The 23404-nt window shown below is 38.4% G+C and carries 22 protein-coding genes and 3 pseudogenes; 15 read left to right on the top strand and 10 right to left on the bottom strand.

The genetic code is table 11. The features are described from left to right. The first annotated feature begins 59 nt into the window (after nt 1-59). The 4 genes from MFLO_RS06125 to MFLO_RS06110 all read left to right on the top strand — a co-directional run bounded on the left by MFLO_RS06125 (nt 60) and on the right by MFLO_RS06110 (nt 4145). Nucleotides 60-557 (top strand): hypothetical protein, encoded by a 498-nt coding sequence (locus MFLO_RS06125; RefSeq protein ID WP_036097064.1) that lies wholly within the window; start codon nt 60-62, stop codon nt 555-557. Nucleotides 558-1674: 1117 nt separating this feature from the next. Beyond that, nucleotides 1675-2313 (top strand): toll/interleukin-1 receptor domain-containing protein, encoded by a 639-nt coding sequence (locus MFLO_RS15965; protein WP_206538314.1) that lies wholly within the window; start codon nt 1675-1677, stop codon nt 2311-2313. Nucleotides 2314-2338: 25 nt separating this feature from the next. Further along, on the top strand, nt 2339-3067 hold the full coding sequence (locus tag MFLO_RS15960; RefSeq protein WP_036097063.1) for a hypothetical protein: 729 nt from the start codon (nt 2339-2341) through the stop codon (nt 3065-3067). A 475-nt stretch (nt 3068-3542) separates the two neighbouring features. Next, on the top strand, nt 3543-4145 hold the full coding sequence (locus MFLO_RS06110; RefSeq protein WP_036097062.1) for a recombinase family protein: 603 nt from the start codon (nt 3543-3545) through the stop codon (nt 4143-4145). A gap of 76 nt (nt 4146-4221) precedes the next feature. Here MFLO_RS06110 and MFLO_RS06105 read toward each other — a convergent pair whose 3' ends face one another. From MFLO_RS06105 to MFLO_RS06085, 6 genes are all read right to left on the bottom strand, one after another. Then, on the bottom strand, nt 4222-4467 hold the full coding sequence (locus tag MFLO_RS06105) for a hypothetical protein (RefSeq protein ID WP_036097060.1): 246 nt from the start codon (nt 4465-4467) through the stop codon (nt 4222-4224). Continuing rightward, the gene (locus MFLO_RS06100) at nt 4455-5315 is read right to left on the bottom strand and encodes an NmrA family NAD(P)-binding protein (RefSeq protein WP_036097058.1); all 861 of its coding nucleotides are present in this window, start codon (nt 5313-5315) and stop codon (nt 4455-4457) included. The genes MFLO_RS06105 and MFLO_RS06100 overlap by 13 nt, the downstream gene beginning before the upstream one ends. Further along, a complete protein-coding gene (locus MFLO_RS17190; protein WP_420912517.1) occupies nt 5308-5547 on the bottom strand; it encodes a hypothetical protein in 240 nt (79 codons plus the stop codon). Before MFLO_RS17190 ends, MFLO_RS06100 begins: the two co-directional genes overlap by 8 nt. Next, nucleotides 5498-5737 carry a hypothetical protein gene (locus MFLO_RS16330; protein ID WP_241433560.1) on the bottom strand — a complete coding sequence of 80 codons (240 nt, stop codon included), beginning with the start codon at nt 5735-5737 and terminating at the stop codon, nt 5498-5500. The genes MFLO_RS17190 and MFLO_RS16330 overlap by 50 nt, the downstream gene beginning before the upstream one ends. A gap of 942 nt (nt 5738-6679) precedes the next feature. Beyond that, complete coding sequence (locus MFLO_RS06090) at nt 6680-7051, bottom strand: DUF1634 domain-containing protein (RefSeq protein WP_036097056.1); 372 nt, start codon at nt 7049-7051, stop codon at nt 6680-6682. Then, nucleotides 7052-7891 (bottom strand): sulfite exporter TauE/SafE family protein, encoded by an 840-nt coding sequence (locus MFLO_RS06085; protein ID WP_036097054.1) that lies wholly within the window; start codon nt 7889-7891, stop codon nt 7052-7054. It lies immediately after the preceding gene. Between the two features lie 152 nt (nt 7892-8043). Between MFLO_RS06085 and MFLO_RS06080 the strand changes: the two are divergent. From MFLO_RS06080 to MFLO_RS06055, 6 genes and pseudogenes are all read left to right on the top strand, one after another. After that, nucleotides 8044-9428 (top strand): annotated as a pseudogene (locus tag MFLO_RS06080) (bifunctional metallophosphatase/5'-nucleotidase). Next, nucleotides 9425-9727 (top strand): YutD family protein, encoded by a 303-nt coding sequence (locus MFLO_RS06075; RefSeq protein WP_036097053.1) that lies wholly within the window; start codon nt 9425-9427, stop codon nt 9725-9727. Before MFLO_RS06080 ends, MFLO_RS06075 begins: the two are co-directional and overlap by 4 nt. Before the next feature lie 4 nt (nt 9728-9731). Further along, nucleotides 9732-10496, top strand: coding sequence for a TIGR01457 family HAD-type hydrolase (locus MFLO_RS06070; RefSeq protein WP_036097051.1), 765 nt, complete (start codon nt 9732-9734; stop codon nt 10494-10496). 56 nt (nt 10497-10552) lie between these two features. Further along, nucleotides 10553-11866 (top strand): hemolysin family protein, encoded by a 1314-nt coding sequence (locus MFLO_RS06065; RefSeq protein ID WP_036097049.1) that lies wholly within the window; start codon nt 10553-10555, stop codon nt 11864-11866. A 231-nt stretch (nt 11867-12097) separates the two neighbouring features. Then, on the top strand, nt 12098-12817 hold the full coding sequence (locus MFLO_RS06060) for a pectate lyase-like adhesive domain-containing protein (protein ID WP_036097047.1): 720 nt from the start codon (nt 12098-12100) through the stop codon (nt 12815-12817). 76 nt (nt 12818-12893) lie between these two features. Next, a complete protein-coding gene (locus MFLO_RS06055; protein WP_149022982.1) occupies nt 12894-15920 on the top strand; it encodes an immunoglobulin-like domain-containing protein in 3027 nt (1008 codons plus the stop codon). Between the two features lie 683 nt (nt 15921-16603). On the opposite strand, the pseudogene MFLO_RS06050 reads toward MFLO_RS06055, so the two are convergent. Continuing rightward, nucleotides 16604-17105: pseudogene (locus MFLO_RS06050) on the bottom strand (phosphatidylglycerophosphatase A family protein). A gap of 88 nt (nt 17106-17193) precedes the next feature. Continuing rightward, on the bottom strand, nt 17194-17430 hold the full coding sequence (locus MFLO_RS06045) for a NifU family protein (protein ID WP_036097043.1): 237 nt from the start codon (nt 17428-17430) through the stop codon (nt 17194-17196). 168 nt (nt 17431-17598) lie between these two features. Here MFLO_RS06045 and MFLO_RS06040 point away from each other — a divergent pair, with 168 nt between their 5' ends. Both MFLO_RS06040 and MFLO_RS06035 read left to right on the top strand, forming a co-directional pair. Beyond that, nucleotides 17599-17928 carry a YuzD family protein gene (locus MFLO_RS06040; RefSeq protein WP_036097042.1) on the top strand — a complete coding sequence of 110 codons (330 nt, stop codon included), beginning with the start codon at nt 17599-17601 and terminating at the stop codon, nt 17926-17928. A 50-nt stretch (nt 17929-17978) separates the two neighbouring features. Then, entirely contained in the window at nt 17979-18212 is a 234-nt protein-coding gene (locus MFLO_RS06035) for a YuzB family protein (RefSeq protein ID WP_036097040.1), read from the top strand. 68 nt (nt 18213-18280) lie between these two features. Here the strand turns inward: MFLO_RS06035 and MFLO_RS06030 are convergent, their stop codons facing one another. Further along, nucleotides 18281-18997: a GntR family transcriptional regulator gene (locus tag MFLO_RS06030; protein WP_036097039.1), complete on the bottom strand. Its 717-nt coding sequence runs from the start codon at nt 18995-18997 to the stop codon at nt 18281-18283. A gap of 144 nt (nt 18998-19141) precedes the next feature. On the opposite strand from MFLO_RS06030, the gene MFLO_RS06025 reads away from it, so the two are divergent. Continuing rightward, entirely contained in the window at nt 19142-19498 is a 357-nt protein-coding gene (locus MFLO_RS06025) for a DUF2200 domain-containing protein (RefSeq protein WP_036097037.1), read from the top strand. A gap of 131 nt (nt 19499-19629) precedes the next feature. Here the strand turns inward: MFLO_RS06025 and celB are convergent, their stop codons facing one another. Further along, the gene (celB, locus tag MFLO_RS06020; RefSeq protein WP_036097035.1) at nt 19630-20898 is read right to left on the bottom strand and encodes a PTS cellobiose transporter subunit IIC; all 1269 of its coding nucleotides are present in this window, start codon (nt 20896-20898) and stop codon (nt 19630-19632) included. A 213-nt stretch (nt 20899-21111) separates the two neighbouring features. Here celB and MFLO_RS06015 point away from each other — a divergent pair, with 213 nt between their 5' ends. Beyond that, nucleotides 21112-21972, top strand: a complete 861-nt coding sequence (locus MFLO_RS06015; protein ID WP_036097034.1) for an ROK family protein — start codon at nt 21112-21114, stop codon at nt 21970-21972. A 13-nt stretch (nt 21973-21985) separates the two neighbouring features. Further along, nucleotides 21986-23397 (top strand): annotated as a pseudogene (locus MFLO_RS06010) (glycoside hydrolase family 1 protein). Nucleotides 23398-23404: the final 7 nt, after the last annotated feature.

Genomic DNA, 23404 nt, shown 5'->3' with positions numbered 1-23404 from the left:
ATAAAATTTAGATTAAGGGATAGGAGAAAGAAGAAATAAATAGAGAGGGTGGATAGGAAGTGATTAATAGAGTTACTTCTAATGAATTAAAGATAATGTACTCACTAATAGATGAACTATATATCGCTGAAGAGAGCATTCCTCAAAAGGTGTTTAAGGGAGCAGTTTCAACATATGTATTTGATTTGGAGGATTTTATGGATCATGGGTTAAAGGACATACTGGGTTTATCAAAATATGAAAATGCTCAAAATCTTGTTTGGCTACCTCACATAAGTGTTCCAGGCAAAACTGAAATTATAGAATTAGAATTAAACCAAAATCTAGAAGATTTTGGTGACTGCTTGCAAAGACTATGGGATGGCGCTACTTTGTTTCTTTTACTGGATTACGGGTGCTTATTTAATGATAAGAAAAACTGGATTATTCACTTTTCCATAGAGCTACAGGTTGCTGTACTAGGAATTTTTTCGAAGGAAATAGATGTTAAATCTAGAATATTGTCTACTCCATATTCCAAAGAAACTTTTTTTAAAAGACTTTCAAGAATTCCCTGAGGACTACGAGAATAGGAGAATGGGGGAAATAGAAGCTAAAAAGATGAATGATCTTGTAGTTTATCCTATTATAAATAATTATTTTTGAGTCCTTTAAAGAAATTAAATAAAATATATGGAAAAGAACTGGATTAATGCTAGAAAAGTAAACAGAAGAAAAGACTAGAGTGGGAATTAAAACTCTAGTCTTTTCTATTAATTCTTTTAGAAACCTTCTTTCGTAAATGGGAAAATCAGTTTTATTTAATAAAGATGAAAATATATAATTATGGATAAAAGTCCAAAACTTATAAATTCTAGACTCTTTTTAGTCCAACGAAAGAATGCAGGTTTTCGAGATGGAAAATCCTTGATTTTAGTCTATAGTATGGTCTATAAAAGAAAGGTTGAAATATGAATAATGATGTTAAAAAAGTATTGAAGAAAAAATTTTATTTTGTAATAAAATGAAAACATTTTTGTGCTATACTTAATATGTGAAATTTCTGTTCTTTAAACATGAGGGGGCTCAAATAACTACACAATCCCATTAATGGATAATATGGAGAGGTTAGAAATCTTAACTATAATGAAGACGTTTTGCTTGAATGAATGGATAATATATAAAGATAGTGAAAATTAATGGAAGGTCTTTGGGAAGAAGCAGATAAAAGGATATCTTTTGGTAGAAGTAAAGAAACTTGTCCTGGGATAAAGTTTAACAATTTGAAAACGAAAAGAAAACTACAGATATAGAAAAACTACTTACACATGCTCTTCAGTTATATCAACATATACATAACTTTGTAAATGGTTCAATAAATAGCATTTATAAACAAGGTAATGTCAATATTTTAGAGAAATAGTTAATATTAATTAATATGTTAGAGGATAGTCAAAAAAAAGAATAAATGATTCCAGAATTATCTTTACAAATGGCTGGTAAAATGTTATCTACTGAATTTGGTGGAGATGAGCTTGCGGGATACATTTCAATTAATGCGACTAACTTTAATTAAATTATTCGGAGAGAACAATGGATGATGCTTATAATTGGTTTGACTATAATAGTTATAAATGAAAAGAGAAAACGATTGGAGGACGTAAATGGAAACTATAGAAACGAAAAAAAGTATTTATATCATATAGTTGGTCTAGTGAAGAACATAAATCAAGAGTGTTAGAATTAGCTAAATCTTTAGTGGGATCGGGTGTAGAAGTTATTTTAGATGTTTGGGATTTAAACGTCGGTCAGGATAAGTATGATTTTATGGAGCAAATGATAAAAGATAAATCAATTGATCGAGTCCTTATTATTTCAGACAAGCTTTATTCTGAAAAAGCTGATGGAAGAGAGGGCGGTGTTGGAACAGAAACGCAAATTATAACTCCTGCCATGTACGATGACTTGGGAAGAAATAAATTTATTCCTATTGTCTTTGAAAGAGATGAAGAAACAGGGAAAGAATACCTTCCACTTTATGTTAACGGAAGAATGTACATTGACTTATCAAGCGACGAAGTCTTTCAAGATGGTTTTGAAAGATTGTTAAGAGAGATTTTTGATAAGCCGAATTTGAGAAAACCAAAACTGGGTAAAGTACCAGCATTCCTACTTGATGATAGTGTAGATACATTTGAAATTGAAAGAAAAGCAAGTTTAGTTGAAAAAGCATTAGATAAGAATACACAGAGACTTTCATATGCAACTAAGGAGTATCTTGATTGTTTTATAGAAGAACTTAAAAAATTAAGCATTTCAAAAAGAAGAGGATGAAGAGGCAGATGAGGCGGCTATTCGGATGATACATGAGTCTCTTCCTTTTCGAAAATCTTTTTCAACAGTAATTAATGCATTTGTTCAGGATAATAAGATGAATAATATTTTTATTGTTGACTTTTTTGAGGACTTTAATAATCAAATCTATTATCTTGAAGAAAAGGGAAATGAATTGAGCTCAGAGGCAATTAAATTTCTGCTTACAGAGTTATTCCTTGTTGCAAACTCAATTTTTATTAAGTATAAAAGGTTGGATATAGTTTCTTCACTAATAAATCACTTATATTTTGATAAGCGACGACATAAGAATGTGTCGTTTTACATTTTTCGACATCCAACTAGAATCATATTTGAAGGGAAACTTTCAAAAGAAAGTAAACGTGTTTCTTTAACTGCAGATTTTATGAAAGAGCGATCCACAGAAAAGGAATTTAAAAACATGATAGAAACAGATATGTTGCTCTATTTTGTAAGTAATATAAATCCTATTGGAAATTCTAATTCATATAGTATTTGGTTTCCATTAACATATATATATTTGCATAGAATTAACGAGCGGATAAGTATTATTAGTGCTTTGAAATCTAGAAAAGTACTAGAAGATATGTTGCCAATCTTTGGTGTATCAGAAATTGAATTTATTGAGAGAATTAAAACAATACCGGAAGAAATGGGCTATAGAAATAGTTGGGAATCAATTCCTAATTTCGAAAGATATATAAAAGGTGATGAAATAGGAACAACAACTTGAAAATGTGTGATATGTCAAATGGAAGTTGGTTGGGAGTATGCTAATTAATTGGTAGCTTGATTTTTTTGGGTGTTTTTAGGCAATTTTAGTGAATCAATTGAATAAGATAAAAGGAGAATAAGATTTCTGATTGAAAAATGAACACCAAAAAACTAGTTTGGAAAAAGGTAGGAAAGCATACTGTTTAAAAAAGAGTAAAAATGATTTTCTTTCATTTGATTAAACTAGTTTATCGTCTGAACTTTAAAATAAACTAGTAATACAATGAAAAAATACTTAAGAATGATTCGTTTTTCCCTGTCCAGAAAATGACCATTTTCTGGACAGGGTTATTTTTCATGAATTTTCATCTAAAAATGATCGTTATCCTGTTCATAAACCCATAAAATAATCTATGACCAGTATATCTAGTTCATTTAAGTTATGGCACAATAAAACGAAAATAAGATAGAATGTGTTTTGAAAGTTACGAAAAATAAAAATTTACTATGCGCGAGTTTCGACAGGTTTACAAAATTTAGACTTACAAATGGATAGCTTAGAAAAAGATGGGTGTGAAAAAATTTTTACGGATTATATCAGTGAGGCAAAAAGTAAAGATCCTGGATTGGAAGAAGCGATTCAATATTGCCGATCAGGAGATACGTTGGTTGTTTGGCGTTTAGATCGTCTGGGAAGAAATATGGAGGATTTAATCCGGATTGTCAATCAACTGAACGAGAATGGTGTTATTTTTCACAGTTTACAAGAGAACATTACGATGGACAAATCGAGATCAACTAGTCAACTGATTTTCCACTTGTTTGTAGCCTTTGCAGAGTTTGAACGAAATTTAATCTTAGAACGTTCAGCAGCTGGACGAGTGGCAGCACGTGCAAGAGGAAGAAATGGAGGACGTCCAGAAAAATTATCAGAAGAGGATCACAAGCCGTTACGTAAACTTGTGGAAAATGGAACACCGATTAAAAGTATTGCGGAACGATGGAATGTATCGCGGACAACTATCTATCGGTACTTAGATAAGGTTGAAAAAATAAAGGATGAGCGAAAGAAAAGAGAGGTAGCGTTGTGTGACTAGCACAGAGTAGAATGCTTCAGCAGACTGATAATCATAAAAAGAGCATGCGGTTCGCCGTAGCATGCTCTTTTTATAGCTATAAACCGCTTAAATTTAGGCCTTTCGAATTCTTAAAATAAGCTCGTCTTTCTTCAGGAGTAGATAGTTTATTTTGGCTGCTGTAAGACGCTTTTTTACTTGAAAGCGGAGCAGATTGTTCCTTATCAAAATTCCCCATTTCCTTGGCAAGTTCATCATCAAAGAAATAGTTAGACACATCGTTTTTATCATTGATATTAAGAGTAAAACCTACATCATATTTTTCATTTTTTACTGCTTCCAATACATGTTATTCTTCTCTGCAAATTGCTCGAAAGTCTGAGGTTCTTTCCCCATAACCTGTTTGAAAACAGAAGTCACTCTTTTAGCAGTTCCTAAGCGCGTCATCAAATACAACATACTCATAATAGTACTATACTTTTTTTCTAGCCCCCTTACTTTGATCCAATATTTTTTTGTAAAAGCAGGTTTAGGGTTAGTATAGACAATCTCTCGATTTAGCTGTTTGGAAAGAATTTCTGCAACTCGCCAATAGTCGATGGCTTCCGGTCCTGTAATTGAATACGCGCTATTTTGGTGCTTTTCAGGCTCACTTAATACTTTTGCAGTAAATTCACCAATGTCTTCCGTATCTATAAAGCTGGTTAATGCTTTTTTAACTGGAACAACAATCCGGTTAAAGTGCTTAATTTCAAAAGCATGGATACCACTTATATTTTGCATAAAGAAACTAGGTCGAATGTGGCAATAGGGTAAGTTGGCTTGCTCAATGTACTTTTCGATTTTATAGTGTGGAGGGATTGGATTGTGTTCAATACCAATTAAAGAAAGAAAACTAACGAGTTTTATTTTTTTCGGATCAACAGCATCAATAAATGGTTTTAAATCTTCAAGTTTGCCTAAATGAGGTGGACGCATAATAAATATTCGATCGACGTCTTCTAAAGCTTGTGAAAATGTGGCTGGATCAGCAAAATCAAAACGAACGATTCTTGCTGTATCGCCAAATAGAGTAGATAGCTTTTCCACCGATGTTCCGGCTACTGTTACTTCTTGTTTATTTGCAATAGCATAATGTGTCACATATTTACCAACATTTCCAGATGCACCTGTTACTAAAATTCTACCCATTCCTTTTTTCCTCCAATAGAATATGATTTGCGTCTTCCAGTAATCTTACAAGTTCAGAAAAATTTTTCTCGCCCATTTTTTTATGCAATGTTGAAATCATTGTGAAATAATCTTGATAGGTTTCTTCAACAAGTTGTATGGCTTTATCTGTCGGAATAAGTATAAAACTGCGCTTATCTTTATCAGACTGCTTTTTTTGGAGAAATCCTTTTGAAGATAAGGAGGTCACCATGTTGGTTGCCATCGATTTTGTGAAACGAAAAAAAATTTGCTACACCTAAAGGGGTTTTTTCTTCATCTGTCTTTACGAGATAGATCAACATTCCCATCTCGCTGGCACGAATAGGTAAATTTGGTTTTATTTGATTGTTCATCCTACAAAATAGAGAGATTTGTTCAGAGGCTTTTATGAAATCATCCATACGGGTCACTCCTGTCAATTAAGTATACTTAATGTACTTTATAAAAGTTATATTAGTACATCCAGTGTACTTTGTCAACGTGATTTATTCTTAGTTATTTTTGATAGATTGTGTTTTACATAGGGGCATGGGAGTATGACTTAAAACAATACAAAAATTTACTGCAAACAAAACGAATAAAATGATTTTTTATGATTGCAGGGAGTGACTCTTGTGATTCTAGTTCACGATTTTGTCATCATAAGTGTTCAGGTTAGTAAATATATCTACAATTGAATGTTTTTTAGATGTATCAGTTGACTTTGCTTTTTTCGGTTAAATATCTGAAGAATTATGGGCATTGAATTTGTATTGTTTAGATAATCAATACATAATTTATCAAAAGTATCTATGATTTCAACGCTATCTTTGCTCTAAGCGGGGTATCAATTGTTAGGTTGTCATCATCGTTTACGCATTCATTCATGTGGACAAACGCGGTAGGACGTAAATTATATCAACCAATGTATACTATTTATTAAGATGAGGTTATTTTCTCCCATTCGATTATCTTAGTAGTATAATTTCATTGAAAAATTCACCTTGAGCAGAAAAATTCGACTTTTAGCCCAAATAGCATTCTGCAACTGAACATTTCATGGTGTGAAATCTGAACACTAAAAAAAGCATTTCCTTTTTTTACTGGAAAATGCTCTTTTTGATGTAGCAAAAAATAGTTTCAGTGTTCAAATCTCACAAGGTGTTCATCCTCAAGAGATTGATTTCATCCAATCCTGTTATAGAGAATAAAATGCTTTTTTCGAGTGTCAAACGGACGTCCGTCACATAGCTCTGTAAAGATTCTGCTGAAAGTCAACAGTTTCTCCATAAAATATCTAGTATTATCAAAATGAGGGAACTCATCAGATATGGACTAAGTAACTAAAATGATAAATACTCACCTCACCCTTTCCCAATCAAAAAACTAATGACTAGGATAACGAGTACGATTCCAGTGATCCCAACGTAAAGGTAGTCTTTTTCTTTCAGAAAGGTGAACAGGGATACGACCACCCGAAAGACCGGTGTCAAAATTAGGCAAAGCAGACCGAACATCATGATGGCGAATGGTTTGAGGGAAACTAGTCCCGAGAAAATTGTGCCAAATGTGGTTGGGTAGGTGGTGCCGGGATAGCCGCTTTCACCAGTGATAACATAGAGTGCAAGACCGATAATGATGATTGCGGCACTGATGAAGACGCCGATGCGGAGGAGACCGCCGACGATTGCCTCAACGTGATACATTTCTTCGTTTTTGGTTTTGTTTTCTGACATCTAAATCCACCCCAATCCTTGCAGTATCATTTGGAGAGCGACATAAAGCAGTACCGGAATGAAGATAAGCCGGATAACACGACTCTTTAAGCGTTGCATGATTTTTGTTCCTAGGGTGGCGCCGATTAAAACGCCGATTGCAACAGGAGCTGCGATGGTCGGATCAATGTCGCCTTTGAAGAGATATACGGTTGCGCTTGCGGCTGCGGTTACGCCCATCATCAGATTGCTCGTTGCACTGGATACTTTGAGCGGCATTTTCATGAAGACATCGAGTGCCATAACTTTGAAGGCGCCGCTCCCAATGCCGAGAAGTCCGCTTGCAACGCCCGCGCCGTACATTACGCCGAAGCCGGCTGGGACATTTGCCACTTGATAGTCTACTTCGCGGCGAAGTGCTTTGTCATAATAGCTGTCATGCAAGTTTAATTTGGTGGCGAGCGGATCAGGCTTTACGTTAACAGGAATCTCGGTGCTCGCCTTTTTAATCATATTAATTGCGGAATATAGTAAGAGCAGCCCAAATATGATGTAGAGCGCTGTCGCGGATAGAAGTCCGCCGATAAAAGCGCCGGTAATGGCTCCAAGTGTCGTTGCGATTTCAAGAAACATGCCGACGCGAAGGTTTGTAATTCGGTCGCGAATATAGGCAATCGCAGAACCGCTACTCGTTGCGATTACAGAAATGATGCTTGCGCCGATTGCGTATTGGATGTCAATGCCGAAAACAAGTGTCAATGCAGGTGTTACAATGATGCCTCCTCCAAGGCCAAGAATTGAACCGATAATTCCGGCAAATACAGCAATGAGGAGAATTTCAAGCGTTTGTGCGATATCCAAAAATGTTCACTTCCTTTTTCTCTATCTTTTTCATCTTTCCATCATACGCCAAAATCAAATAGTTGAAAAGTAAAACTCTAGATTTGTCACGTGTCAAAATTGGATTTTTAGGCTACAATAGAGGAAGTAAATTGCTTTTAGGGGATGCTTGCATGAAACGATTAACCATTTGGCATACAAATGATGTTCACAGCCATTTAGAGCACTGGCCGCGAATTTCATCTTTTCTTAAAGCTGAAAAACGTGCCGCCCGTGAAAAGGCAGAGAATGTGTTGTTTTTTGATATCGGTGATTTTCTTGATCGTGTCCATCCATTTACGGAAGGAACAGCTGGAAAGGCCAATGTTGAACTTTTAAACGAGCTACCATATGATGCGGTAACTTTTGGAAATAATGAAGGAACAACGCTATCGCACGAGCAACTAAATGAGCTTTACGGAGCAGCCGATTTTCCGGTTGTCTGTGCGAACTTTTATGCGGACGTTGAGCGAACCAAGCGGGCAGAGTGGGCGCTTCCGGTTGTTTATAAACGGGTAGGTGATGCAAAAGTTGCAGTGCTCGGTGCCACGGCTGCGTTCAGCGACTACTACGAGTCGCTCGGCTGGGGAATTGAAGAACCGATCAAAGCGCTGCGGCGTGAGCTAGCTAAGCTTGATCCGGATACCGACCTTGTCATTTTGTTATCCCACCTTGGACTTCCGCTTGATGAGGAGATTGCGATACAGCTTCCGGAAATTGATGTTATTCTGGGCGGGCACACACACCACTTGCTTGAAGAAGGTAAAAAAATCGGATCGACACTGCTTGCTGCTTGTGGTAGATGGGGCGAATATGTCGGCCGCGTTGAAATTGCGTGGAACGATGAGGGAAAATTCAGCAGTAAGTCGGCGCGTGTCTATAAAACAGACAGTTTAGCGGCTCCGGCAGATGAAGCAGAACAAATTTCGGCGTTTTTTGAAAAAGGAAAAAAAGAACTTTCAAATACGATAGTAACACTCCCAGCCAAACTCTCGCACAACTGGTTTGATGATTCGGCGATTGCAGATATTATGCACGAAGCGCGGTGGAATGGGCAGATGCAGACAGTTTCTTAACGAATGCAGGCATTTATATGACAGATATTGGGCCAGGTCCGGTGACGGCGTTTGATATTCACCAGCTTTTGCCGCACCCACTCAATTTGATAGCGGTCACGTTGTCTGGAAGCGAGCTTGAAATTTTGATCCACGAAATTATCCGTAAACAAGAGGAACTCGAAAAAATTCCACTGCGCGGTTTTGGCTTCCGCGGCGAATTTTTTGGCACGGTTTTGATGAAGCGCGCGAGTTTCGATCCGATTCGTGGATTGCCGCTCTTTGACGGGGAACCGATTTCGAGCTTAAAGAAATACCGGATTGTGACGCACGATACACTTGTGTTTGCGCCGTTTTTCCCAATTATTAAACAAGCACGGAAAAAAGAAGTCTATACGCCGGAACTTTTACGCGATATTTTCGCTTGGAAATTGAAACAACTATATGGGGAGGAAAAAGAATGATTACGATCCAAAATCAGGATTATGAACTGGTAAAAGACCATCGAGACTGTTTTGATGAAGAAAAATTGAATGAACGTTTCAGTGATATCCTGTTGCGTTATGATTACATTGTCGGTGATTATGGCTACGATCAGTTGCGTCTTAAAGGTTTCTTTGAGGATGGCAACAAAAAGGCAACATATGACAATAAAATCAGTACACTAAATGAGTATCTTTATGAGTATTGCAATTTCGGCTGCTCGTATTTTGTCCTTAAAAAAATGAAAAAGCCTATGAAAAAGGCAGAGAAAGGCGAATAAAATTTTGAAAAAATATCAAGCTTACCTGATTGACCTAGATGGAACGATGTATCACGGTGAACAAGTTATTCCTGAGGCGATTCCATTTATTCAGCAATTAATTGACCAAGGAATTCCCCACCTTTTTGTCACTAATAACTCAACCAAAACGAGCATCCAAGTTGCGGAACGACTTAACGGAATGGGGATAGCGGCTCGCCCGGAAGATATTTTCACTTCTTCGATGGCGACGGCGGCATATATGCTTTCAGAAGGCAAACCCAAAACCGTCTATGCGATTGGCGAAACAGGATTGAAAGACGCGCTGAAAGAAAGTGGATTTACAGAAGAACGCGAAAATCCGGCGTATGTAGTTGTTGGGATGGATACTTCGCTTACGTATGAAAAAGCGGCGGAAGCGGTACTTGCGATTCGAAATGGTGCCACTTTTATTTCAACGAATGCCGATGCAGCAATTCCGACTGAGCGCGGGCTTCTCCCTGGAAATGGCTCAATCACGGCACTTGTTGCGGTAGCGAGCGAAACAAAACCGCTTGTTGTCGGGAAACCCGAGCGGATCATCATGGATCAAGCATTGGCGCGGTTAGGCGTTTCAAAAGATGAGGCGATTATGGTTGGCGATAATTATGATACCGATATTTTGGCAGGGATAAATTCCGGAATGGATACTTTGCTCGTCCTAACTGGCTTTACAAATCGAACAGCCTTGGCTGAAAAGAAAGTCCAGCCTACGTTCGTAATCGACAAACTGACCGATTGGGAATTTTAAGAAACGCTTTTTTAAGGCGTTTTCTTTCTTTTCAAATATAGAGAGGAGCGAAGCAGATGGAATGGTTAAGTAATTTGTTTGTCGTGGTTTTAATCCTCGGCACGGCTTTTTTCGTAGCATCCGAGTTTGCAATTGTAGCAATCCGCAAGCCGACCGTGGCAAGCCTTGTCGCATCGGGCAATAAGCGAGCACTTTACGTTCAAAAAGTTACGTCCAATATGAATGATTATTTGGCTGCTTGTCAGCTTGGCAACACGCTTGCGGCTCTTGCAATGGGGTGGGTCGGCGAAGAAACAATGCGAGGTTGGCTTGAACCGCTATTTGCTCTTTTGCCGCTTCCTGCATCAATTGAAGGCCCAATTTCCATCTTCGTCTCCTTCATTTTAATCACCTTTCTAAATGTGGTGCTTGGCGAATTAGCGCCAAAAACGTTAACGATTCAAAGTACGGAGAAGGTAGCACTTTTTATTGCAAGACCGCTTGTATATTGGTATCGTCTAACATTCCCGCTTAACTGGGTGCTGAACCATTCGGCCAATTTGATTACACGGCTCTTTGGAGCGAAAAATGATGCCGATCCTGATCGGATGACACCAACAGAGCTGAAAATTATTTTTGAAGATAGTTACAAGCAGGGTCTTCTTAATCCGCAAGAATTTAAATACATGAAGAATATTTTTAAACTTGGCGATGTACCTGCTCAAGAAGTGATGATTCCGCGTACTTCTGTGGTTGCCATCGACGAAACAGCGACGGAGCTTGATTTGCTGAAGCTTACTTCTGAGCACACGTATCATATTTTCCCCGTAACGACAGATCATGATAAGGATAAAATCATCGGTATTTTACAAGTAAGTGCAGTTATGGCTGGACTTGGGAAAGATCAGACGATTGTAAACCAGTCGATCAAGCCGTTTGTGCGGCCGGGAATGGCGATGTTTGAAGGCACGGTTTTAGAAGAACTGCTTGTTAAAATGCAGCAGAAAGGCGAGTCATTTGTGATTTTGACGGATGAATACGGCGGAACTTCTGGGGTGACAACGATTGAAGATATTATGGAAATTATTGTCGGCGATCTGGAAGAGGTGAATGGGCCAAAAGGAATACGCAAAATCGCGAACCATCATTTTGTGATTTCGGGAAGCGAACCACTCGTGAGTGTAGAGGAAGCACTTGGATTTGATCTTGAATCAAGCGGCGTGCATACACTTTCCGGATGGATGCTGCTGCAGGATTTTAAACTCGAAAGCGGGGACACGGTGTTTGAAAAAGGTTGGACGTTTAAAGTGCTTTCGATGAATAAGAACTCGGTGCGACAAGTGGAAGTGAAGAAAAATGTGGCGGGAAAAGTAAGAGATAAGAGAGAGTAAAAAGAGGAAGTCCTTGATCAAAAATGGCGTAGTTTATCTAAATATATAGTAAAGTCCGTCTCAACTTTAAAAGTGAGGCGCTTTTTTTGAACATGCAACATCTACACTTTTTTATAAATCATAAGAAAAAATGCCTTTAGGAAAGTAAAATAAAATTAAAAAATTGTACACAAATATCAAGTGAGGACATGATATAATATAGAATGATTATTATTTTAAAGGAGGTAGTGAATGTGTTTAAAAAAAGGGAATTTAAATTTCTATAGAAAGAAACGCAAAGCTATTGTGATAGTTATCATGCTTACATTATTGCTGAGTTTGGTTCCAAGTTTGCAGCAAAGTAAGGCCAGTACTATTGATGGAGCTCAAAAGTCAAGGGTAATAACAGGATCGATAGTTACGGTAGATACATATCAAGATTTTAAGTTAGCGGTTGAAGATGCAAATGTGAAAGAAGTAAACTTGGGTAGCGATGTTCATTTTCCGATCAACTTGGATGCCAAAAATGAAGTAAAGCTATCACGCTCTCTAACCATAAATGGAAATGGATATACCCTATATATGTATAATGACTCATTTGATGGTAAAGCATTGGATGAGAATACAATTAATTTCAATAATATTAGAATTGAAAGGGAGCCATATAGCTTTTATGAGGGAGAGTTTACGAGAGTTTCTAGATATGGAATAATCAGTGAGGGCAAAAATGTTACAATTAATCTGAATAATGTCTATTGTAAGGCGATTGATTCATTTAGCGCAAGATATATTAATATTTCTGGAGAAAGTGTTTTTCATATGCCTTATTTTCCTACTAATAATGGTATGGATTATCTTGATATTTTCCCACATATGTATGCTGGACATCTTAACATCGAAAAAAAAAGCGAAAGTGGTTTTTTATTCATACTCACAAAGTGCTATATCTTTCGGTTCAATGACCGTAAATGAAGATACGGATATTCTTATAGACACACGTTATAGGGGTATTACTGGTAAAGAATTGTTAATGAAAAAGAATGCTAGGATGACAGTAGTAGATAGTTATTATGGAAGTAACGCTGTCGATTCAATTGTATTGGAAGAGAAGGCCGAACTGCGAATGAAGCGGGGAGCAGATGAAAAGGGCAGTGGATATGAGATTGGCAGCTCCTATCTTAATACTAATTACGTTACCTTAGGCGAAGATACAGTTTTTGATGTAAAAGCATGTGAACGAGACGTTTTTCAAGGAGGGACTTTGGACATTGGAAAGGTTAGATACGTGAATTTAGAAAATACATTAGGCGACTGGAATGATCAAGTTATGGGTATGCCTGTTAAAAGTTACCTTATGACTAGACCTTCTCAAGTTATTTGGAGGGGACAAGATTTGTACGTATGGGAAATGTACAATAACTCTAAGTCCCATGATTATATGTGGGAAAATATTGCAGGGCAAATTGCGTTTGAATCTGCTGACACCAATAGTATGGATGTTAATACAAGTTTTAAGAGTATAAACAAACGTCGTATTTCCAACCAAGCAGCTATCGACTTTGATTTGAAAGTTAATCCGATTACTGATACTGATAAAGTAGTAACAGGGACGGTAGTACCCGGGGCTTTGGTCAGACTTTATGTTTATGAAGCAGACCATTACGAATATCATGAAAGTGTTGCGCGAGAAGATGGTAGCTATAGTATACCTGTCGATAATTTAATAGGTTCAGAATATATTTATGTTATGGCGGAAAAAAACAAGCAATATGCATCAGATAACTGGAAAGTAGAACAAACAGTTAAATTGAAAAAGCCATATATTGATGAGAATACAACAATGATAACTGATTCACCATATATTCTAGGGAAAGCTGAGCCGAAAAATACTTTGGTAGTTACAGTTGAGGGTCTTTTGGAACCAATTATAGCTAGAACGTCATCTGGTAGTGGGATCTTTGAAATAGATGCATCAAAATTCCCTGAAAATGCAAAAGTGTCAGTTGTTGCAAAGGATAATGACGGTAATGAAAGCGCTCCAACTACTTTTTATGTGCGAAACTATTTTTTGTCTATTGATGAAGCAGATTTTAAAGATACTTTAAACATATCAGGAACTTTTGGCTCGAATATTAATAAATTAGGGTTATGGGTAGATGGGAAATTAGTAAAAGAAATCATGACTAAGCTCAGTGATAAAAACCAATATTCATTTTCTCTTGAGGGCATTGAAGGGATTAGAAATGGGACTAAAGTGGAGGTAGTTGGCACTGATACGAAGCAAAATCAAGTGGTGAATAAAAAATCGGTTAGTGCGAAAGACTATCGAGTAATTATTGACGCATTTGCTTTAGGAGATACGACTATAACGGGACAACTTGGAACAGAGCTTTCAATTGTTAATTTCTTTGTCAATGGCAGGTCTATGGGTGCAGGCAGGGTAAGTACAGACAAAGATTTTATCATTCCAATAGTTGACCCAGAAAAAATAAAAGCAACTGATAACATCGAAATTGTTGCAAAAAATAAACGGGGTGAAATTGTTAGAAAATCTGTTGAAATGCTTAACTATCAGTTAAAATCGAATAAATATGCTGCAGGAGAATCCATTTTATCGGGTACTTATGGAAAAGATGTTAGTAATATTCAGGTCTGGGTTAATGATAAAATGATAGGAAGAGCCACTTTAAATGCTGAGAACAATTTTAGCTTCCCTAATGCAGATAAACTGATATCTCTAAATGATAAAGTAGAGTTACTAGCTTTTGATGATGAAGAAACAGAAAGAAGTCGAACAATGGTCAGTATACTAGACTATAGTCTGTTATCTATCAAAGAATATAGAATTGGTGAATCTCAAATTATTGGAAGTTATGGTAAAGATGTTTTTCAAGTACGACTAGTAGTTAATGGTGAAATTGTACAGCAAGCGCAAAAATACGACACCAATAAAACTTTTGTTTTTTCTAAAGTGGATCAGCTGATTCATTACGGTGATACAGTGGAAGTTATCGCTGTAGATTCAAGCTATCGAAGAGCCAATCAAAGTCGAATTTTATTAAAAGATTATAGTCTTAATCTTGATAGCTATGTAGGGGGACAGACAAGCCTAAGCGGGCTTTCTGGGAAAGATGTCTATAAAATTCGTCTGTGGGTAAATAATCAAGTAGTTCAGCAGGCACAAAAGGACGAAGATGGACAATTTACTTTTATTAATGCAAACCGATTAATTCAAAAAGGAGATACTGTAGAGATACTTGCTGTAGACTCGTCATATCGTGTAGTAAATCGACTCAACTTAAAACCAACTTTCCCAAATGATTATTCATTGACAGCTGAAAACTATGAATTGGGAGAAAAAAGACTTACAGGAACTTACGGAAAAGATGTCTATCGAGTTAGACTTTGGGTGAATGGACAGCCGGTTATGCAAGGCGAAATAAGTGATCAAGGTAAATTTGTTTTCCCCACAGCTCAAAATTTGATTAAGCGTGGAGATAAAGTTGAGCTTGTTGCTGTGGATGCACGTTATGCCGAGGTAAATCGAATTATGATTTCAGTTTCAATACCGAAAGATTATAGTCTTACCGTTAATACTTATGAGCTTGGACAGGCAACTTTGTCGGGGCAATTTGGAAATGATATTAGATTTGTTCGTCTATGGGTAAATGGCGTGCCGGTTACACAAGGTGAAGTTCGTACGACGGGAGAATTTATTTTTCCTACTGCTAAAAGTTTGATTAATAACGGAGATAAGGTTGAACTTGTAGCCGTAGATGACCGTTATAAAGAAGTGAATCGAATAGCCGTTTCGGTTGGCATGCCTAAAGATTATACACTGATGTCCGATACCTATAGAGCTGGGCAAGCGGCACTGACAGGGAGATTTGGAATTGATATTGCATATATACGCCTATGGGTAAACGGAAAGGTTGTAACACAGGCAGAGATAGTGAACAAAGGGATCTTTAAGTTCCCAAGTGCTGGACGTTTGATTAGAAGTGGAGATAAAGTGGAACTTGTAGCCGTGGACAATCGTTATCGAGAAGTAAAAAGAGTAAAGGTAATCTTTTAGCAAATATAGACCCTTTTGAAGTAATTCTAGATTTGAGTAGGTAGAAGAATGGATTAAATAAAAGGAGTGTCGCGATAAAAAGTGACAACTCCTTTTATTAATATATATATATAAAGTTTATCAGACTCGATGTTACATTTATTCTTTTCGTTTTGAAATCATGGATAAAAGTCGTTATTTCTAAAAAATACTGAGTAAAAATGATCACGTGCCGCTGTCGAGAAAAATTCTTTCTTGATCCCTGCATCATAAAGCGCGAGTAACGGCTTGTAATATCCATCTGTGTTGATAAAAAATACACGGATTTTGGCGGGCATGGAGTCGTCAAAGCAAAATTACTTCACTCATGTTTTCAAGTGTGTCTGGATCAACAGGAATCACAATGTAGGTACCTCCCATTTCCATCCGCTTTTTTTACCGTTTGTACATGTTTTTGTCTGAATCAGCCGTGTCAAGTCACAGTACGCAATTTTGTGCTTTTGAGGAAAACCGTAAGCATTAGTATGACAACACTGTAGCAGCAACGATGCCTATCAAACCAACATGTCCGACTCTGAATACAAGCGTATGTTCATTTTTGCCAATTGCATGTACACTTTTCTTTACGTCAATATCAGAGATGTAACATACCGTAATCTTCACGTTAAGCTTCCCTCTTTATTTCGTGTAATTCTGGTTAAAGTTTATTGAACGATATCATCATGATAACTGTGCGCAAGCCGACTCGCGGCTGCAGCCGCGATCGCTCCAACGATATCATCCAAAAATGTGTGGACACTTTTACCGTCATGCTCATTCAGCTTGGCAAGAATCCCTGGTTTGACTTTATCAATATACCCATAATTGGTGAAACCAATTGAGCCGTAAACATTAACGATCGAAAGAGCTAACACTTCATCCACACCATAAAGCCCTTCATCTTCAAAAATAATATTTTGCAGCGGCTGTTCAAGTTTACCTTGTTCTGCCATCACATCGAGTTGAATGCCTGTCAAAATCGCATTTTGTACTTCCCGTTTCCGCAGAACATGTTCAACATTTTCACGGCAAATCGAAAGTTCAAGCTGCGGATGATATTTCTTCTGCAAGAATAGTACAAGTTCCGCGATATCGTTAATCGAGACGCCTCGTTCACCGAGCCAAGCCCGTGCTTTTTTTTTCTAATACACTTTGTTTTTCAACCATGATAAACCTCCTAGTATTTCCGGTCCGTCGTTTTCCATCGAAAAAAAGAACACGACGAATAAGTGCTCCGCCGTGTTTTTCATCTCGTTTAATATACTTGAACGACTTCTTTAAAACCAAATATTTTTTCAGCTAAAGTAAGTTCAATGCCCATTTTTAAAGTCATATCCGAACTTGGGCAAGTCGTGCACGCCCCGAGCAACCGGATTTTTACAGTGCCGTCGTTTGTCACATCGACAAGTTCATAATCGCCGCCGTCGCGCAGCAGATACGGCCTAAACTTCTTCAGAGCGTTATCCACTGAGTCAAAACTAATTTCTTCCATATGTGAACAGACTCCTTTAACATAATATACAATCATTATACCAAGAGAATACAAGACTGAAAAGCACAAGGCATTTTTTTGAAAGAAGCTTCTAAGTTTGCATTTGCACAAACCAAACATTCGATTTTCCAAATTTATTTGTGTACAATGAATTTGAGGTGAGAAGAGATGAAAAGTCAAGCTAAGCTTTATGTGTATGGTTCAACGGTCATCTGTGCAAGCTGTGTTGGCGCTCCGTCATCCAAGGAAACCGAAGAATGGCTTCGGGCAGCCGTTGGAAGAAAGTTTGCAGACCAGCCGTTTGAAGTGGAATATGTCGACATTTTTGATCCAGAGCAAGTGGAACCGGAAGTGCGCGATCTTGCCAGAAAAATCGTTGACGAAGATTATATGTATCCCGTCGTAGCGATTGACAATGAAATTATAGCGGAAGGTAATCCGCGTTTGAAAGATATCTATCAAGTCATGACCGACCGCGGTTACGTGGCGACCATGTAAATTTTTTGCGAAGTGTGAAAGGCTTCCGATTGTGAGAAAGGAAGTAAAGCATGAATCCGATTGTGGAATTTTGCGTCAACAATTTGGCGAGCGGCGCACAAAAAGCCTTTGATCAGCTGGATAGTGATCCAAACCTTGATGTGATCGAATACGATTGCCTTACTTACTGTGACTTATGTGCCCGAAATTTGTTTGCACTTGTTGATGGGGAAGTGATTCGCGGCGATAGCGCCGATGAACTTGTTCAAAATATTTACCGTTTTCTTGAAGAAGAAGGCTTTTAAAAAAGGAGTTAAAGTTTTGAAAAACTTTAACTCCTTTTTTCAATAAACGCGAAACACAGGCCTTAAGATTAGGCTTGAATGTCCAAATAAGAATAAGAGCGCACATCAAAACGGTTACGGCTTCGTGAATACTCAACAGGACGACCATCTTTCAAGTAAACAATTTGTTTAATTTCAAGTACTGGATCATTTTCGCTACATTCGAGGTGCTTTTGATCAAACTCTGAACTGCGATCTGCGGAAATCGTCCGATAAGCTCCTGCAAACTTGAGGCCAAGTTCTTGCTTCACATGTTGATAAATGGAATGCTCGATATGATATTCTGTAAGACCGGGAACTAGATCGACCGGCATATACGTATGTTCTAGAATAAACGGCTTATTATCGAGTCTTCTCAGCCGAATAATTTTGTAGACAGGCTGACTTGGCGCGAGCATTAAACGCTCTTGAATTTTTTCATCGGGAAACTCAACTTCGAAAGCTAAAGCTTCACTTACGAGCTTATGTCCGGAGTTTTCAAAATCATGCGTTAACCCGCGATAATCAGATAAAAACGACATGTTTCGATCGAGAAAGGGGTGATTCAGGACTTTAGTTCCTGCGCCGCGCTGAGAAAAAACCAAGCCTTCCATAGTTAAAATGTTGATGGCTTTTTTGATTGTGGTACGGCTGGCGTTGAATTCTTCCACCAAATCCGTTTGATTCGGCAAAAGCTGATCAGGCAGGTAGGTTCGATCTTGAATGCGTTCTCGCAATATATTCGCAATTTCTTCGTATTTTGGCACGTTTTTTCACCTCTCTTTTCGAGTATAACGGACTTGATGGCTTTTCACAATCCCATTCGTATTTTAGGCTTTTATAATAGACAGATCAACAGAGGAAATGGGATAATTGTAGCAAGAAAACAAACCAATAAAGTGGGGATAATGATGACAAAACCGCGCATTTATACGATGAGCTTTGCAAGCGTATATCCGCTCTACATTCAAAAAGCGGAACGAAAAGAGCGTACGAAAGAAGAAGTTGATCAGATTGTTTTCTGGTTGACGGGATACGATGAGGCAGGTCTCGCAGATCAAATAGAACGAAACACTGATTTTGAAACATTTTTTACAGAAGCACCAATGCTTAATCCGAATGTGGGTCTAATTAAAGGAGTCGTGTGTGGTGTTCGCGTTGAAGAGATTGAAGAACCGTTGATGCAGAAAATCCGCTATTTAGATAAGTTGATTGATGAGCTTTCGAAGGGTAAGAAAATGGAAAAGATTTTACGAATGGAAAAATAAGATTCAATGTGTAGCTGAATCGCACAATTGGCTTAGGGTGAACGAATTTCCCTAAGCTTTTTTGGTTGGGGCAGGAAAATAAATTTATCCAAGCAAAAACCCGCTTTCTAAAAAGAAAACGGGCTTTATTTTTATATATCTATTTCTTTTTGCCGATCGAGAATCCGGAGGAATGGGAACCAAATCAAGGCGACGATAACAAAATCGACCACTTGAAGCAGTCCACCAAGCCATGAATTCGTTGCAAGCACACCGCTTGCGACAATTGGAACTGTCCACGGAACAGAAACCCCAGTTGGCGGCGGAACAATCCCAGCAGCCATCACCAAGTAGTTAAACGTTGTGACAACAAGAGGTGCTACTACCCAAGGAATCAAAATGGTCGCATTCAAGACAATCGGAAGTCCGAAAATAACCGGTTCATTTACGTTGAAAATACCTGGGCCAAGCGCAAGTCGGCCAATATCTTTATACTGCTTACGTTTCATGAAAAAGGCCATGATGATGACAACTGCTAGCGTCATCCCCGAGCCGCCAAGTCCAACGGTGAAGGTTTCCATAAATGGTTTAGAAATAATATGCGGTAAAGCTTCACCAGCTTTATACGCCTCAAGGTTATCGAGCATTAACGTGTTCCAAATCGGGTCCATGACGGAGTTGACGATAATTTGGCCATGCAAGCCGAAGAACCAAAGAAACTGAACAAAGAAGAGTGCAATTAATGTTGCAGGAAGACTTCCGCCTAGACCTGTCAGAGGTTTTTGAATCACTTCATAAATGACATCATGCAAGTTTGCTTCGAAAAATCCGACAACAGCAGCATTGATAAGCAAGAAAACACTAAGCGTTAAAACCGCTGGAATTAAAGCAGCAAATGATTTTGCAACTGCTGGCGGAACGCCGCTAGGCATTTTAATTTGCCAACCGCGCTTTGTAATCCGGCAGTAAAGTTCAGCTGCAAGAAAAGCAGCAAGCATCCCGAGAAACATTCCCTTGGCACCAAGTCGATCAAGGCTCAGCATATTTGTAATCATTTCACCTTTTTCCGATTCCATAAAGAACGGAGTTAAAATCAAAAAGCTGGAAAAAGCAATCGCACCGCCGAATATTCCTTCGACGTCATAGGATTTAGATAAATAATAGCCGATACCAAAAGTTACGAAGATAGTCATAATACTCATCGTAGCGCTTTGCCCATTTCCAAGCAGATGATTTAAAGTTGCTTTCGTTTCGTCGCTCCAAAACGGCAAGTTGTTAAGTACAACAATGATAGAACCAAACATTGTCAAAGGAAATGCTAACATAAAAGCATCTCTTAATACGGTAAGATATCGATTTTGCCCGAGTGCATTTGCAAGCGGCATGATTTTCTCCGCCAGCTTATCCATAAATCCATTCATTTTTTTCACCTCAAAAATTAATTTGCAATCGATTACATTTTAAATATATCACCCTTTATTTTAAATGTCTAGTCATTTTTATAAAATGATTGATTTTTTAAAGAAGCGCAGGTATGATTAATTTGTAAAGTAAAAACGAAGAAAAGGGAAGTTTACTCGGCTGAATTTTTCTGAACAAAATGAAAAAGAGTTGTAAGAAAGAAGGAGAGACAAATGATAGGAGCAATTGAAGCAGGCGGGACGAAGATCGTGTGCGCGGTGGCAGACAGAAAAGAACTGCCGCGAGTTGCAGAGCGTATTAGCATTCCGACAAGAACACCGGAGGAGACCTTGCCAAAAATCGTGTCATTTTTTAAGCAGTATCCAGTTGAGGCGATTGGAATCGGTTCATTCGGTCCAATCGATGTGAATCAAGATTCATCCACGTACGGCTTCATCACGAATACACCAAAACTTGCGTGGCGAAACTTCGATTTCCTCGGCGCTATCCGAGCAGCATTCGATCTACCGTATTTTTGGACAACAGACGTTAATGCGGCAGCGTTCGGCGAACAACAATATGGTGCAGCTCGTTTCGCTAAAAACAGTATTTATATAACAGTTGGAACAGGGATAGGTGGGGGAGTCATTTTAAACGGTAAAGTAATGGAAGGAAGAGGGCATCCCGAAATCGGACATATTTACATCAATCAGCTAGCATCTGATCCCTTTGAAGGAAATTGCCCATATCACAGTAATTGTTTGGAAGGACTTGCCGCCGGACCTGCGATCGAAGTGCGGGCTGGTCAAAAAGCCGAACAGCTTAATGCCACGGATGCGCTTTGGCAAATTGAAGCCCATTACCTTGCCCAAGCTTGCGTCAATTACACATTATCATTTGCGCCGGAAGTCATTGTTTTTGGCGGTGGAGTGATGAAACAGACCCATCTCTTTCCGCTTATTCAAGAACAATTTCAGATGCTTTTAGGCGGATATATGGAAACAACTGCCGTGGAGAGTTTTATCGTACCATGCAAACTTCGTGACAATGCGGGAATCGTCGGCTCTTTAGCACTTGCCGAACAACTTATTTAAAGGAGCAGAAGACATGAAACTACAATTTCCAAATCATTTTTGGTGGGGGGCTGCAACATCTGGCCCACAAACAGAAGGAAGATTTAATAAGCAACATGCCAATGTATTCGATCATTGGTATGACATCGAACCGGACATTTTTTATAACCAAGTAGGACCAGATACAGCTTCGAATTTTTATAACAGCTTTAAAGAAGATATCGCGTTGATGAAAGAAGTCGGCCTGAATTCCGTACGAACCTCCATTCAGTGGACGCGACTAATTGACGATTTTGAAACAGCAACAGTCAATCCAGATGGCGTACGCTTTTATAATGAAGTCATTGATACGTTTATTGAACAAGGGATTCGGCCTGTGATAAATTTGCATCATTTCGACCTTCCAGTTGAGCTTTATAACCAGTATGGCGGCTGGACTTCCAAACATGTGGGGATCTTTTCGCCAAGTTCGCAGCCAAGTGCTTCGAGCTGTTCTCAGATCGAGTTTCCGACTGGTTCACCTTCAACGAACCGATGGTAATCGTGGAGGGCGAATACTTACATCAATTTCACTATCCGAATCTTGTGGATGGTCCGACTGCCGTTCAAGTGGCCTATAACCTTCAATTGGCATCTGCAAAAGCCATTCGTGCCTTTAAGAAAATCAATCAAAATCCAGATGGGAAAATTGGGATTATCCTCAATTTAACACCGCCGTATCCAGCTACAGATTCTGACGCAGACAAGCGTGCATCCGAGTTTGCCAATATGTGGCTGAACCAGTTTTTCATGAAGGCCTCAACCATAGGCAAATTTCCTGAAGCCTTACTTTCCGTTTTTCAAAAAGACGGGGTACTTTTCGAAACAAGCAACTCGGAAATGAAGCTGCTTGCGGAAAATACAGTTGACTATCTAGGCATCAACTATTACCATCCCCATCGTGTGAAAGCGCCTGACATTTCGCCTAAAAGCCTTGCAGTTGACTGGCTGCCGGACAAGTATTTTGACGAATACGAAATGCCTGGCCGCCGGATGAACGTCGACAAAGGTTGGGAAATTTATCCAAAGGCAATTTATGACATCGCAATTGATATCCGTGACAATTATCAAAACATCGAGTGGTTTATTGCTGAAAATGGAATGGGCGTATCAAGAGAAGAACGCTTCTTAAATGAAGAAGGCGTAATTGAAGATGATTACCGCATTCAGTTTATCGAAGAGCATCTTTACTGGTTGCATCAAGCGATCAAAGAAGGAAGCAACTGCTTTGGCTATCATCTTTGGTGTCCAATTGACTGCTGGTCATGGAAAAATGCGTATCGCAACCGTTACGGATTGATCTCAAATAATATCCATACACAGATTAAAACCATCAAAAAATCCGGTCGATGGTTAAACCAAGTGGTCCAAACAAATACAACTCGAACTTCAAACAGAGTTCGCTAGAAAAGGA

It is taken from the genome of Listeria floridensis FSL S10-1187 (assembly GCF_000525875.1).
Classification (GTDB): domain Bacteria; phylum Bacillota; class Bacilli; order Lactobacillales; family Listeriaceae; genus Listeria; species Listeria floridensis.
This window is presented reverse-complemented; position numbering and strand designations above follow the sequence as displayed.

Coding starts and splice junctions, on each gene's coding strand:
- MFLO_RS06015 (WP_036097034.1), top strand. CDS start 21,112: ATGATAGGAGCAATTGAAGCAGGCGGGACGAAGATCGTGTGCGCGGTG.
- MFLO_RS06055 (WP_149022982.1), top strand. CDS start 12,894: ATGACAGTAGTAGATAGTTATTATGGAAGTAACGCTGTCGATTCAATT.
- celB (WP_036097035.1), bottom strand. CDS start 20,898: ATGAATGGATTTATGGATAAGCTGGCGGAGAAAATCATGCCGCTTGCA.
- MFLO_RS06060 (WP_036097047.1), top strand. CDS start 12,098: ATGTGTTTAAAAAAAGGGAATTTAAATTTCTATAGAAAGAAACGCAAA.
- MFLO_RS06090 (WP_036097056.1), bottom strand. CDS start 7,051: ATGTCAGAAAACAAAACCAAAAACGAAGAAATGTATCACGTTGAGGCA.
- MFLO_RS06045 (WP_036097043.1), bottom strand. CDS start 17,430: ATGGAAGAAATTAGTTTTGACTCAGTGGATAACGCTCTGAAGAAGTTT.
- MFLO_RS17190 (WP_420912517.1), bottom strand. CDS start 5,547: ATGGTGACCTCCTTATCTTCAAAAGGATTTCTCCAAAAAAAGCAGTCT.
- MFLO_RS06035 (WP_036097040.1), top strand. CDS start 17,979: ATGAATCCGATTGTGGAATTTTGCGTCAACAATTTGGCGAGCGGCGCA.
- MFLO_RS06065 (WP_036097049.1), top strand. CDS start 10,553: ATGGAATGGTTAAGTAATTTGTTTGTCGTGGTTTTAATCCTCGGCACG.
- MFLO_RS06025 (WP_036097037.1), top strand. CDS start 19,142: ATGACAAAACCGCGCATTTATACGATGAGCTTTGCAAGCGTATATCCG.
- MFLO_RS06075 (WP_036097053.1), top strand. CDS start 9,425: ATGATTACGATCCAAAATCAGGATTATGAACTGGTAAAAGACCATCGA.
- MFLO_RS06100 (WP_036097058.1), bottom strand. CDS start 5,315: ATGGGTAGAATTTTAGTAACAGGTGCATCTGGAAATGTTGGTAAATAT.
- MFLO_RS06040 (WP_036097042.1), top strand. CDS start 17,599: ATGAAAAGTCAAGCTAAGCTTTATGTGTATGGTTCAACGGTCATCTGT.
- MFLO_RS15960 (WP_036097063.1), top strand. CDS start 2,339: ATGATACATGAGTCTCTTCCTTTTCGAAAATCTTTTTCAACAGTAATT.
- MFLO_RS16330 (WP_241433560.1), bottom strand. CDS start 5,737: ATGGATGATTTCATAAAAGCCTCTGAACAAATCTCTCTATTTTGTAGG.